The organism is Herminiimonas sp. NPDC097707 (genome assembly GCF_044761395.1).
GTDB lineage: Bacteria > Pseudomonadota > Gammaproteobacteria > Burkholderiales > Burkholderiaceae_D > Oxalicibacterium.
Genome location: NZ_JBIWCI010000001.1, coordinates 497,850 through 511,102, shown reverse-complemented (window position 1 = coordinate 511,102; position 13,253 = coordinate 497,850). Strand labels below are relative to the sequence as shown.

At 55.6% G+C, this 13,253-nt stretch carries 13 protein-coding genes; 8 read left to right on the top strand and 5 right to left on the bottom strand.

The window, feature by feature from the left end; all coding sequences use genetic code 11:
• Positions 1-60: 60 nt before the first annotated feature.
• Both ACIQW9_RS02370 and ACIQW9_RS02365 read right to left on the bottom strand, forming a co-directional pair.
• Positions 61-1,518, bottom strand: coding sequence for a Ppx/GppA family phosphatase (locus ACIQW9_RS02370; RefSeq protein ID WP_402332470.1), 1,458 nt, complete (start codon positions 1,516-1,518; stop codon positions 61-63).
• Positions 1,519-1,790: 272 nt separating this feature from the next.
• Positions 1,791-3,041, bottom strand: a complete 1,251-nt coding sequence (locus ACIQW9_RS02365; protein ID WP_402332468.1) for an Hsp70 family protein — start codon at positions 3,039-3,041, stop codon at positions 1,791-1,793.
• Between the two features lie 238 nt (positions 3,042-3,279).
• Between ACIQW9_RS02365 and ACIQW9_RS02360 the strand changes: the two genes are divergently transcribed.
• From ACIQW9_RS02360 to ACIQW9_RS02345, 4 genes are all read left to right on the top strand, one after another.
• Positions 3,280-3,609 (top strand): putative quinol monooxygenase, encoded by a 330-nt coding sequence (locus ACIQW9_RS02360; RefSeq protein WP_402332466.1) that lies wholly within the window; start codon positions 3,280-3,282, stop codon positions 3,607-3,609.
• A 64-nt stretch (positions 3,610-3,673) separates the two neighbouring features.
• Positions 3,674-3,844: a hypothetical protein gene (locus ACIQW9_RS02355; RefSeq protein ID WP_011870609.1), complete on the top strand. Its 171-nt coding sequence runs from the start codon at positions 3,674-3,676 to the stop codon at positions 3,842-3,844.
• Between the two features lie 30 nt (positions 3,845-3,874).
• A complete protein-coding gene (locus ACIQW9_RS02350) occupies positions 3,875-4,018 on the top strand; it encodes a hypothetical protein (RefSeq protein WP_402332463.1) in 144 nt (47 codons plus the stop codon).
• Positions 3,984-4,241 (top strand): EAL domain-containing protein, encoded by a 258-nt coding sequence (locus ACIQW9_RS02345; RefSeq protein WP_402332461.1) that lies wholly within the window; start codon positions 3,984-3,986, stop codon positions 4,239-4,241. The genes ACIQW9_RS02350 and ACIQW9_RS02345 overlap by 35 nt, the downstream gene beginning before the upstream one ends.
• Before the next feature lie 97 nt (positions 4,242-4,338).
• Here ACIQW9_RS02345 and rpiA read toward each other — a convergent pair whose 3' ends face one another.
• The 3 genes from rpiA to edd all read right to left on the bottom strand — a co-directional run bounded on the left by rpiA (position 4,339) and on the right by edd (position 7,776).
• A complete protein-coding gene (gene rpiA, locus ACIQW9_RS02340; protein WP_402332458.1) occupies positions 4,339-5,010 on the bottom strand; it encodes a ribose-5-phosphate isomerase RpiA in 672 nt (223 codons plus the stop codon).
• A gap of 209 nt (positions 5,011-5,219) precedes the next feature.
• On the bottom strand, positions 5,220-5,840 hold the full coding sequence (gene eda, locus ACIQW9_RS02335) for a bifunctional 4-hydroxy-2-oxoglutarate aldolase/2-dehydro-3-deoxy-phosphogluconate aldolase (RefSeq protein ID WP_402332455.1): 621 nt from the start codon (positions 5,838-5,840) through the stop codon (positions 5,220-5,222).
• A 22-nt stretch (positions 5,841-5,862) separates the two neighbouring features.
• Positions 5,863-7,776: a phosphogluconate dehydratase gene (gene edd, locus ACIQW9_RS02330; protein WP_402332453.1), complete on the bottom strand. Its 1,914-nt coding sequence runs from the start codon at positions 7,774-7,776 to the stop codon at positions 5,863-5,865.
• A 315-nt stretch (positions 7,777-8,091) separates the two neighbouring features.
• Between edd and pgi the strand changes: the two genes are divergently transcribed.
• The 4 genes from pgi to tal all read left to right on the top strand — a co-directional run bounded on the left by pgi (position 8,092) and on the right by tal (position 13,187).
• Positions 8,092-9,735, top strand: a complete 1,644-nt coding sequence (pgi, locus tag ACIQW9_RS02325; protein ID WP_402332451.1) for a glucose-6-phosphate isomerase — start codon at positions 8,092-8,094, stop codon at positions 9,733-9,735.
• A 77-nt stretch (positions 9,736-9,812) separates the two neighbouring features.
• A complete protein-coding gene (gene zwf / locus ACIQW9_RS02320; protein ID WP_402332448.1) occupies positions 9,813-11,282 on the top strand; it encodes a glucose-6-phosphate dehydrogenase in 1,470 nt (489 codons plus the stop codon).
• Positions 11,283-11,306: 24 nt separating this feature from the next.
• Entirely contained in the window at positions 11,307-12,158 is an 852-nt protein-coding gene (locus ACIQW9_RS02315; protein ID WP_402332445.1) for a MurR/RpiR family transcriptional regulator, read from the top strand.
• A 93-nt stretch (positions 12,159-12,251) separates the two neighbouring features.
• Positions 12,252-13,187, top strand: coding sequence for a transaldolase (gene tal / locus ACIQW9_RS02310; RefSeq protein ID WP_402332442.1), 936 nt, complete (start codon positions 12,252-12,254; stop codon positions 13,185-13,187).
• The last annotated feature ends 66 nt before the right edge of the window (positions 13,188-13,253 follow it).

Genomic DNA, 13,253 nt, shown 5'->3' with positions numbered 1-13,253 from the left:
TCAGAAAACGTAGCGGGAAAATGGTTCAATCCCGGTCTTTGCGCCAGCATGCATGGTTCATCATCCATGCAGCCTGATTGAAAAGTCGATGCCTACTTCGTCCCAGGCTTCCTTTTCCTTTTCCATCCAGTAGGCCAGCGTCGGATGCGCACTCACCCATTCCTTGCGCAATTCGAGTTCGATGCGACTTTTCATCTTCAATCGTACTTCTTCCGTCTCGATATCGATGCGCGCATGCAGGAACATCACGGCCAGTCGCAAGGCCAGCACCGCCCTGGCGAAATCACCCTCATGCAAGGCATCACCGACTTTGCGCAAGCTCCCCTTCTGCGCCAGCACCAGAGAGCTCATCGCACGCTGTTCGCGCGTCGTGAAGCCGGGCAGGTCGGCATTTTCGATCATGTAAGCGGCATGCTTGTGATAACCGCTATGCGATACCGCCAGACCGATTTCATGCAACAGCGCAGCCCAGTTCAGCAGTTTGTCGTAGTGATCCTCTGCCGGCTTGAGCAAAGCAAACATGGCGTTGGCAGTTTGCGCAACACGATGAGCGCGCGCTTCATCGGCATGAAAACGCTGCCGGAAATCGTGCACCGATTGTTCGCGACGATCGCGTTTGGTTGCGCGCAGTTGCAAATCCCACAGCACCCCCATGCGCAAGCCTGCATCAACCGGCTTCATAGACTTGATGCCGAGCTCCTGCATGACGGCGATCAAAATCGCCAGACCGCCGGCCATGCTGGTGGCGCGATCGGCTTTCATGCCGATCAAATCAATTTTTCCTGCATGACCGAACTGGATCAGGCGGCGCTTGAGCGCCTCCATACTCTTGAGGGATAAAGCGCCATCGCCCAGACCATTCTTACTGATGGCATCGGCAATCGCCCGTATCGTGCCGGACGAACCATAGGCAGCCGACCAGCGTTCGGATGTGTACGTGGGCGCGGCATCTTCAAAACGCGAACGCGCCGACAGCACGGCAGCGTCGAAAGCCATTGCGCCTATATGCCCATCGGGGAAAAACGACATGGTTTGCGGTACCGTGCCTATGCTGAATGATTCGACCTGTTCGATTTCCGGCCCCTTGCCCAGGATCAGCTCGGTAGAGCCGCCACCGATATCCAGCACCAGGCGACGCTCACTCGCCGACGGCAACGCGCTGGCAACGCCCATGTAAATCAGGCGGCCTTCTTCTTCGCCGGAAATAATTTCGATCGGATAACCGATTGCAGCCTCTGCTGCCGGCAAAAATACGGCGGCATTTTTTGCAATACGCATCGTATTGGTGGCAACCACGCGCACGGCATTCAAGGGGTAACTGCTTAAAATCGCATTGAAACGCGTCAGCGACGCGAGTGCGCTTTCCATAGCTGCCGCAGTCAGATTCCCCTTGCTGTCCAGTCCTGCTCCCAGCCGTACCGGATCGCGTGCGCTCTTGACGATGCGCATGACTTCGCCGTCATGCCGTCCGATATGCAATCTGAAACTATTGGAACCCAAATCTACTGCAGCAAACATCCTGTCTCCTCAAACACCTGCCTGTTTCATGCACGGCGCATCGCCGGAGAGCAGATAGTCCGCGTGAAAAGATCGTGACCTTAAACCTGCATTATGTCGCTGTCATGACAATCCGGTGTACAGCAACTTGTGCCGGCGCCATCCACATCCCGCTTCGTATTTCCGTGCGCATAAAAAAATTGCGCATCAATGCGCAAATTGTTTATACCATTTTAAAATACCTGATGCCAGCCATGCCTTCATGTCCGGCATGGCTGAATTCATCTGTGGCATCAACCGAATTTTCTGACTGCATCCAGCGCCAGACCAGCGCCTATGCTGCCGAACAGATCGCCTTCGACACGGCGTGCATTCGGTAACAACGAGCCGATTTTTTCGCGCAGCAAATGAACCCCGCTGGAACCGCCGGTGAACACCACCGTATCCACCTGGTCGGCAGTGATGCCGGCATCGCGCAACAGATTGTCCACCGTGTTTCCCACAGTCGCCACCATTTTGTGTATCGCGTCTTCAAATTCATCGCGCCGCAAGGTCAATGTGTGAGCCGGCGCCAGCCTGTCCAGCACCAGTTGCGTTTCCAGCTCGGCCGACAACGCTATTTTTCCTTCTTCCGCCTTCAGCGCCAGCCAGTGGCCGGAACGATGTTCAATCAGGTGCAACAGGCTATCCAGCTTGTCCTTTTCCATTGCATCGCGATAGATGTCCTTGATCTGCAACCAGGTTTTTTGCGTGTATGCCAGATTGATCGTGTGCCAGGTCGCCAGATTGAAGTAATAGCTGGATGGCACTTCATTATTGTTGTTCAGGCGGCTGCCCAGTCCCAGCTGCGGCATGATACTGGTCAGGCTCAGATACTTATCGAAATCGGTACCGCCTATATGTACACCGCCGGTAGCCAGGATATCGTCGCGCCTGTCCGCTTTCTTTGCGCGTTCCGGCGCCAGTCGCACCAGCGAAAAATCCGAAGTGCCGCCGCCGATATCAGCGATCAACACCAGCTCTTCACGCTCTATCTGCGACTCGTAATCGAAAGCGGCAGCAATCGGCTCGTATTGAAAATCGATATCCCTGAAGCCTACCGATTGCGCGATTTCGTACAAGGTATCTTCGGCCAGAATATCTGCCTCTTCATTGCCATCGACGAAAAATACAGGGCGGCCCAGCACCACGCTGCTGAATTCACGTCCAGCCGCAGTCTCGGCCCTGCGCTTCAACTCAGCGATGAATTGCGTCAGCAAGGTACGGAATGGCAATGCCTTGCCCATCACTTCGGTCTGGTCGTCGATCAGGCTGGTGCCCAGCAAGCTCTTCAGCGAGCGCATCAGGCGGCCTTCATAGCCTTGCAGATAGTTGGCCAGCGCAGCGCGGCCGTAATACACCTGTTCTTCATCGGCATTGAAAAAAATCACGGATGGCAGTGTCACTTTGCCATCTTCCAGTTGCAACAAGGGTGAAACGCCGGGACGACTCCAGCCAACGGTCGAATTCGACGTCCCGAAATCGACGCCGCATGCGTTTGCCATGAAAAAACCTCTGTAAATGAAACGGGCCACGATGATAAGTCATATCCGCAGAATGCGTTTATTTTCTCGAGCGCCACGCCAGGGCCTGTTAACAATCAATTTGAGAGTGCGGACGCACGAAAAACAACTCCGTGACAGCGCATGAAGCGGCAATGAGGATTACAATTTAATGCCGCAGCCAGCAAGCATCGGGCGGGATAGCCACATACGTACTCAAACGTCATCGACAGGAGGCACTATGGTTAACGTCGGATTGCAGGTTCGCCTGGAAGCAAAACCGGGCAAGGAAAAGGAACTGGAAGAATTTCTGCGTGCGCAATTGTCATTTGCACTAGGTGAGCCGGCCACGACTGCATGGTTTGCCATCAAGCTGGACGCCAGAACTTTCGGTATCTTCGATGCATTCCCGGATGAGACCGGCCGCCAGGCGCATCTCGAGGGCGAAATCGCCAAGGCGCTTGGTAGCACTGGTGCCGCACTGCTGGCGCACGCACCGGCCATCGAGAAATTTTCCGTGCTGGTAGCCAAGCTGCCGGGCAACGGCGAAGTGCCGGATTCCCTTGGTTGAGGACACAGCGAAAACTGGCTCTTTGAGTAAGCGCATCGTAAAATAATGGCCTTACGGAGGACACATGAATACCAGTTGGGGTAGTGAAGACGATATGGAAATCGACGATGAGCTGATGCGCGACGTCGAGCATCTGGTACCGCACAGGCAACGCAACAGCGGCGACATCGGCTCGCTGGATTTTTACGACAGGCAAGACCGCATGGCGCGGGAAATTATCGACAAGCCGCGCTAGATAACAACCCGGCGGCATGGAAAATTCTCCATGCCGCCGGGCAGCTTTATTTCACTGGCAGAAGAAACCGGGCTGGAAGCGCGTTACCTGGAACTGCAAATCACCGAAAGCGTGATGGCCAGCGATGTGGAAAAATCGTTTGCGCCTGCTGGGTATAAAAATTTTGCTGGATGATTTCGGCACCGTCTATTCGAGCCTCAGTTACCTGAAGTGCTTCCCGGTCGACACTTTGAAAATCGAGCTATCCTTCGTGCGCGACCTCGCCACCAGCCAGGATAGCGCCGCCATCGTCAAGACGATCATCTCGCTCGGACATAACCAACCTGAATCTGACGGTACTGGCGGGAGGAATAGAAACGGAAGAACAATTCCAGTTCTTACTGAAAAGTGCTTGTAATGAAGGTCGGGGATATTTGATGAGCAAACCGGTTTGCCATCAGAATTTTGAATTGCTGCTGCAACCGTAAAGCCGCAGCAGCGCTTGAAGGATCAGACTAGAACGTCAGACGCTTGACGCCTTCTGCCGTGCCGAGCAAAGCAATGTCGGCGCCGCGCCGTGCAAACAGGCCGACGGTTACGACACCGACGATATCGTTGATCTGCGCTTCCAGTTCGGCAGGATCTTGAATCTTCAAGCCCAGCACATCGATGATGAAGCAGCCATTATCGGTCACCAGCGGCTTGCCATCCTTCAATCTCAGACGCGGTTCGCCGCCCAGTGCCGCCAGCTTGCGTGCCACCGCCGCTTGCGCCATCGGAATCACTTCCACCGGCAAGGGAAAATTACCCAGCAGATCCACCAGTTTCGAGCCATCGGCAATGCAAACAAATTGCTTGGCGACAGAGGCAACGATTTTTTCACGCGTCAGTGCCGCGCCGCCGCCCTTGATCATTGCGCCTTGCGCAGTGATTTCATCCGCACCGTCGATATATACCGACATGGCATCGATCTCGTTCAAGTCGAAAACAGCAATCCCGTGCGATTGCAGGCGTTGTGCAGTCGCTTCTGATGAAGCGACTGCACCTTTAATGCGATCCTTGATTTTGCCCAGTTCGTCGATGAAAAAATTGGCAGTAGAGCCAGTACCGACCCCAATAATTTCACCCGGAACAACATATTCGATTGCAGCGCGGGCAACTGCTTGTTTCATTTCATCTTGGGTCATGGCGTATGCGGGAAATTGGTGGTTGATATTAAGAAGCCTAGGGCGCTATTTTACCGGATGAGTTGCCTCATTATGCAATGCAGGAAGATATCAGTTCTTTCAGGGATGTTTGGTGTGCTCGTTATTCCCGCGCAGCGCCTGCCCTCGATTCGATCGGGGAGAAATCCAGAGATTCTCCTCTGGATTCCCGTTCTCCAATAAACAAAAAACTATCGAAGCGCCGAAGCCGCCTTGGCCAAAGCGGTAACCCGCGCCCAATCGCCCGCCGCCAGTGCATCCTTGGGCGTCAACCACGATCCACCCACGCATGCCACATTTTTACAGGCAAGAAACTGCGCGGCAGTCTCTTGTGAAATCCCGCCGGTAGGACAAAACAGCATGTCCGGCAGCGGACCTGCAATCGCGTTCAGCATGCCGACGCCGCCGGCCGGCACTGCAGGGAAAAGCTTCACCTGACGGAAGCCGGCTTCGCGCGCACGCATCACTTCCGATGGTGTCATCACGCCCGGCAACAAAGGCAAACCGCTGGAACGTGCGCCTTCGATCAATTCCTTCGTCAAGCCTGGCGATACGCCAAAGATCGCACCGGCATCGCGTGCCGCTGCAAAATCTTCATGACGCGTCAGCGTACCGACGCCGAGTATCGCTTCAGGAACCTGCTCCGCTATTTCACGAATGGCGGCCAGACCGTGTTGTGTGCGCAAGGTCACTTCCAGTACGCGAATGCCGCCTGCTACCAGCGCGCGCGCCAAAGGTACGGCATGCGACAGATCATCAATTGCAATCACCGGAATGACCGGTGAGCACCGCATAATTTCAAGCAGGTTCATGGACTTATTCATTCTGTGCTGTTCATATCGATTGTTGAACGTGGGTGTCTTCGTCGCTGAACGGTTCAGCATCGCCTTTCGGCAGATTGACTTCGATATCAGTCGGCACAAGCAGGCGCGGCAGGGCAAATGTGGCTGCGCCTTCTTCGGCGATGCTGACCGATGAGCGGAACATGGCAAACAGTTCGCGTCCCATGCCCACCACGTTCGCGGAACGATCCACCGATGCATGCGGCCGTTGCTGCCACTCCGCAGCATCGACCAAGGCCTGCAAAACACCTGCTTCGGCATCCAGAAGAATGATGTCGCCGTCGCGTATTTTTCCAAGCGGGCCGCCGGCCAGTACTTCCGGTGAAACGTGAATGGCCGCCGGCACCTTGCCGGAAGCACCGGACATGCGGCCGTCGGTCACCAGTGCGACGTGGAAACCGGCATCCTGCAAACTGCCGAGCGCAGGCGTCAATGCATGCAATTCAGGCATGCCGTTCGCCTTCGGCCCCTGAAAGCGCACGACCGCAACGAAATCCTGATTCAGTTTTCCATCCTGATAGGCGTGCATGAATTCTTCCTGCGACTTGAAAACAATGGCCGGCGCCTCGACCCGGTGATACTCGGGTTTGACCGCAGAAATTTTTATTACCGCACGTCCGAGATTGCCGGTCAGCAGACGCAAGCCGCCATCCGGCGCAAACGGCCGATCGGCCGGGCGCAATACGCTTTCGTCGGCACTGATGTGCGGCGCCGGCTTCCACACTGCCTGCTCGCCATCGAGAAAAGGTTCGGCACAATGCGCACGCAAGCCCTCGCCCAGTATCGTCGTCACATCGTCATGCAGCAATCCTGCATCCAGCAATTCGCGGATCACGAAACCAGTGCCGCCAGCAGCATGGAAATGATTAACGTCCGCTTCGCCGTTTGGATAAATGCGCGTCAGCAGCGGCACGACTGCCGACAATTGGTCGAAATCATTCCAGTCGATCACGATGCCGGCCGCCTTGGCAATCGCAATCAGATGGATCGTGTGATTGGTCGAACCGCCGGTAGTCAGCAAGGCCACGATCGCATTGACGATGGTTTTTTCATCGACCAGTCGACCGACCGGTGTGAAGGTTTGCCCCTGCGCGCTGATTTCCACTGCACGTTGTGCGGCCCGTACGGTCAGGGCATCGCGCAGCGGCGTATTCGGCGTCACGAATGCAGAGCCCGGCAAATGCAGGCCCATCACTTCCATCAGCATCTGATTGCTGTTGGCAGTGCCGTAAAAAGTGCAGGTACCGGCATCGTGATACGACTTGGACTCGGCTTCCAGCAAGGCTGCGCGATCAATCTTGCCCTGCGCGTAGAGCTGACGGATTCTGGATTTTTCGGAATTGGACATGCCGGTCGTCATCGGCCCGCCCGGGATAAACACCGCAGGCAGGTGACCGAAGTGCAAGGCGCCGATCAGCAAACCCGGCACGATCTTGTCGCAGATGCCAAGAAAGACCGCCGCATCAAACATATTGTGCGACAGCGCAATGGCGGTCGACATCGCGATCGTATCGCGTGAGAACAGCGATAGTTCCATGCCCGGCTGTCCTTGCGTAATGCCGTCGCACATCGCAGGTACGCCGCCGGCAAATTGCGCCACACCGCCAGCTGCACGCACCGCATCCTTGATGATGTGCGGGAAGCGTTCATAAGGCTGGTGCGCCGACAGCATGTCGTTGTAAGCCGAGATGATGGCAACCGAGGGATTTTTCTGCTGCTTCAATACCAGTTTGTCGTTGGCCGGGAAAGCCGCAAATCCGTGCGCGAGATTGGTACAGGACAAGGAACTGCGCTGCACGCCCTGCTGTATGGATTCCGACAATTGATTCAGGTAAGCAGCGCGATAAGGGCGACTGCGCTCCATGATCCGCTCGGTGACAGCAGACACGACGGGATTGAGCGGCATATGAAATCCTTGAAAACAGTTTTGAAATTTTACTACAATAAATCGTGTCAAGCCATCATCTTTTTTGGTTTTCCTACGAAAGCCTAGGACACGCAATTCCGCAAGAAATTCACTTTTGCAGCATTATCCTGCAAACCGGACAAATCGTCCTGGCAGATTGAACTTTCATCTCTCAAGCGCATCCGTAACAGGCTAACTACAGATAAGCGGCGATGCGCATTCGATTTGACGCCTTGCCTGCGCGGAATATATTTGTAGTGAAATTACCATAATTTGATGTATAGTTAAATCCAACTTTTATCGCATATATTGCCCATGCGCACTCCCTCTCTCATCGCCTCTCCTGCTTTTCAGGCGCTGCAACAACATCTCGCGGAAGCGAAAAACTGGCAGGTTCGCGATCTGTTCACCCAGGATCCTGCGCGTTTTACCAAGCTGTCGACTGAAGGCGCAGGCCTATTTTTCGATTACTCGAAGAATATCGTCAACGACCAGACCATGGATCTGCTGCATGCACTCGCGCGCGAAACCCAGGTGGAAGCGCAACGCGACGCAATGTTTGCCGGTGAACAAATCAATCGCACCGAACATCGCGCCGTATTGCATACCGCTTTGCGCAGACCGCGCAGCGACAAGCTGGCACTCGACGGACACGACATCATTCCCGACATACACGCCGTACTCGACCGGATGGGTGTGTTTTCCGAGCGCGTGCGCTCCGGCGAATGGCGCGGCTACGACGGGCGCGAAATTACCGACATCGTCAACATCGGCATCGGCGGTTCCTACCTCGGACCGAAAATGACTTGCCAGGCCCTGCGCTCGTTCGGTCATCCGCGCCTGGTCATGCACTTTGTTTCCAATGTGGATGGTCACGATCTTGATGCCCTGCTGCCGCGCATCGATCCTGCCACGACTCTTTTTATCATTGCCTCGAAAACCTTCGGTACGTCGGAAACCATGACGAATGCACGCTCGGCGCGCGCCTGGTTTCTGCGCAGCGCCGATGTAGACCAGTTACCCAAACATTTCGTTGCCGTCTCGACGCAACTGGACCTGGTCACTGCATTCGGCATAGCAGCGGAAAACATGTTCCAGTTCTGGGATTGGGTAGGCGGTCGTTATTCGGTCTGGTCTGCGATCGGCCTGGCACTGGTGATCTACATCGGCATGGATCGTTTCCGGGAATTTCTCGCCGGTGCGCATGCGATGGATCAGCATTTCCAGCACACACCGCTGGAAAAAAACCTGCCGGTCATTCTGGCCCTGATCGGTATCTGGAATCGCAATTTCATCGGCAGCACATCGATTTCAATCGCGCCGTATCACCAGGATTTACGCCTGTTTCCTGGTTACCTGCAGCAACTGGAAATGGAAAGCAATGGCAAGCGCATCAAAGTCGATGGTTCAAAGGTAGAGGTCGCAACCTGCCCCGTCATCTGGGGTGATGTAGGCACCAATGGCCAGCATGCCTATTTCCAGCTGCTGCATCAGGGCACCGATGTGGCGGCGGTCGATTTCATCGCCGCCCTGCAACCATCGCACACGCTGGAATCGCATCAACTGCTATTGCTGGCAAACTGCTTTGCCCAATCGGAAGCCTTCATGCGCGGCAGGAACGCGGAAGAAGTACGCGCCGACATACAGGCGCAAGGCTTGCCGCCTGAGGAAGTCGAAAAATTGATTCCGCATCGCAGCTTTCCCGGCAACCGCCCCAGCAACACTATTTTGATGGATGCGTTAACCCCGGGCACACTTGGCGCGTTAATCGCCCTGTATGAGCACAAGGTGTTTGTACAAGGCGTGATCTGGGGCATTAACAGCTTCGATCAATGGGGCGTGGAACTGGGCAAGCTGCTGGCGAAAAACATCGCGCTGGAACTGGCAGAGCAAGCCCGGCCGGCGCAACATGATAGTTCGACCAATGGCTTGATTGCACGCGCCAGAGCGGCGCTGTAATCACCAGGTCAAAAAAACAATTTACCGTGATGATGTTCTGACGAACACTTCCTCAACTACATATATCCATAACAACCATGGCTCTTACCGATTTTGATCTTGTCCTGTTTGGCGGCGGCGGCGATTTGTCGATGCGCAAACTGATCCCAGCAATGTATGCACGCGACCGCGCAGGAGATTTGCCGGCCACGGCAAAGATCATCTGTATCGGTCGCCAAAACTGGAACGATGCCGAATTCGTCCAGGCACTGAACGAAAACGCGCGACCGCACATCAATGAAAAAGTATTCGCACAGGCGTCCTGGGACAAATTCTGCGCCCGCGTGCGTTACGTATCGCTAGACGCCACCGACGCCGCCACCTACCAGCCGCTCAACGATGTCCTGCGCAGCGATGCCGGCATCACGCGCGTGTTTTATCTGGCGACGCCGCCTACGCTGTTTGCAAAAATCTGTCACAACCTAGCGGCACGCGGGCTGGCTACCGAGCATTCGCGCGTCGTGCTGGAAAAACCGCTGGGTCGCGATCTTGCCAGCGCCAAGCAGATCAATCTGGAAGTCGGTCAGGTCTTCAAGGAATCGCAGATTTTCCGTATCGACCATTACCTCGGCAAGGAAGCGGTGCAGAATCTGCTCGCTCTGCGTTTCGGCAATGTGCTGTTTGAACCGCTGTGGCGGCGCGAATGGATTTCCGACGTGCAGATCACGATTGCGGAAGAAATCGGCGTCGGTAATCGCATGGGTTATTACGAAACCTCCGGTGCGTTGCGCGACATGCTGCAAAATCATTTGCTGCAATTGCTGTGTATCGTCGCCATGGAACCGCCGCTGTCCGTCTCGGCCGATGCGGTGCGTGATGAAAAGCTCAAGGTATTGCGTTCGCTCAAGCCGTTCACACCGACCACACTAGCCAAAAATATCGTACGCGGCCAGTATCGCGCCGGCCATGTCGAAGGCCAAGCAGTACCGGCCTATCGGCAGGAAAAAAATGCCAACCCGGATTCAAATACCGAAACCTTCGTTGCCGTCAAAGCCGAGATCGATACCTGGCGCTGGGCCGGTGTGCCGTTCTATCTGCGTACCGGCAAACGCATGGCCGATCAGCTGGCCGAAATCGTCGTGCGTTTCAAAGCGATTCCGCATTCTATTTTTGCACAATCGAATAGCAGCTTTCAGCCGAACTGCCTGGTGATCCGCCTGCAGCCGGACGACGGTCTGCAATTGAACCTGATGGCCAAAACGCCGGGCGACGGCATGCGCCTGAAGCCGGTCGAACTCGAACTGGATTTCGCCGAAACCTTCAAGGCGCCGCGCATGGATGCCTATGAACGTCTGCTGCTGGATGTGTTGCGCGGCCAACTGACATTATTCATGCGCAGCGATGAACTGGAAGCGGCGTGGGAATGGGTGGAACCCGTATTGCGCTACTGGGAGCAGGAAGGTAACGAACCGATGCCCTACACTTCCGGCACCTGGGGCCCGGCCGCAGCCAGCGCCCTGATCGGGCGCGACGGCTTGCAATGGCGCGAAGAAGCGTTGCCGGAATAGTTGGAATAAACAACAGGAAACTGCATGCTGCTTGATTCGATACGCACCCAGTACGACTCGCTTTCCAAATCGGAAAAAAAAGTCGCGCTCGCCGTATTGGAGCAACCCGAACTGGCGATCGCCGAAAACATCACGGCGCTGGCAAAAAAAGCCGAGGTATCGGAACCGACCGTGGTGCGCTTTTGCCGCGCCATCGGTTTCGACGGCTGGCACGCATTCAAGATGAAACTGGCGCAGGGTCTGGCGCTCGCGCCAGGCGCCGATGAATCACCGGCACCGGAAGATCTGGCAACCGATCTGGTCAGCAAGATTTGCAGCCGCTCCATCAACACCCTGCTCGACCTGCGCAACAGCCTGGACGCCAATGCGATCGAGCAGGCGCTGCAAGTGCTGGCACGCGCCAATCGCATCGAATTTTACGGTCAGGGTACCTCCGGCATCATTGCCGCCGATGCACAACACAAATTCTTTCGCTCCGGCATCCCGACCGTCGCCTACGCCGATCCGCACATCCACAGCATCGCCGCATCCCTGCTGAAAAAAGGCGACGCCGTAGTCGCCATCTCGCAACGCGGCAACAGCATCGCCCTGCTGCGCAGCGTGCAACTGGCGCGCTCCTGCGGCGCCGATGTCGTCATCCTTGCGCCCAGCGGCACGCCGCTGGCAGAACTGGCGACCGTACTGATCCCGATTGACCTGCACTTCCATACCGATCCCTATACGCCCATCTCGGCACGACTCGCCCATCTGGTGGTGATCGATATTCTGGCCGTGGGGCTGGCATTGCGTTTGAGTCCGGAGCGCCGCAAGAAAATGCTCAACGCGCAAAAAGCCCTGCAGAAAATCGAAATGCAGTTCGATTCATTTCTGCGATAGCAGTCGACTACTGCTTCTTGTATCGACAGGCTCCTGTTCACTTTGAGTACAATAGATCACAACATCGCTCAAACATTTATTCATAAGCTCGCCATGAACCAACTCGAACAACTGAAGCAATACACCACCATCGTTGCCGACACCGGCGACTTTCAATCGATCAAGGCCTTCGCACCGCAAGATGCCACCACCAATCCTTCATTGATCCTGAAAGCCGTGCAAAAGGATGAATACCGTCCGATCATGGAAAAGATTGCGCGCGAACACGCCGGCAAAAGTACCGAGGAAATCGTCGATCACCTGCTGGTCGCCTTCGGCACTGAAATTCTCAAGATCATTCCGGGCCGCGTCTCGACAGAAACCGACGCGCGCCTGTCCTTCGATACCGCAGGCTCGATCGCCAAGGGCCGCGAACTGATCCGTCTGTACGAAGCCGCCGGCATTTCGCGCGAACGCGTCTTGATCAAGATTGCTTCGACATGGGAAGGCATACGCGCTGCTGAAGTGCTGGAGAAGGAAGGCATACGCTGCAACCTGACGCTGCTGTTCTCGTTGCCGCAAGCAATCGCCTGCGCCGACGCCAAAGTGCAACTGATCTCGCCTTTCGTCGGCCGCATCTACGACTGGTACAAAAAATCCACCGGTACCGATTACACCGGCGCCGACGATCCGGGCGTGCAATCGGTCAAGCGCATCTACACCTACTACCGCAAGTTCGGCTACCAGACCGAAGTGATGGGCGCGAGCTTTCGCAACACCTCGCAAATCATCGAACTGGCCGGCTGCGATCTGCTGACCATCAGCCCCGAGTTATTGCAAAAACTGGCCGAGTCGGATGCGACATTGACACGCAAGCTCAGCCCCGAGGCTGCAAAAAATTCCGACCTCGAAAAACTGACGCTGGATGAAAAAACTTTCCGCAGCATGCTGAATGACGATGCGATGGCGACTGAAAAACTGGCAGAAGGAATACGCGCGTTTTGCGTGGATGCGGTGAAACTGGATAAATTGATAGAAGCCTTGCGCTAGGCATCGCTGGTTTCACCCACTTCCCGGGAATGAGCGCTCCCGGCAGGCACTCATCCACGCTGCACA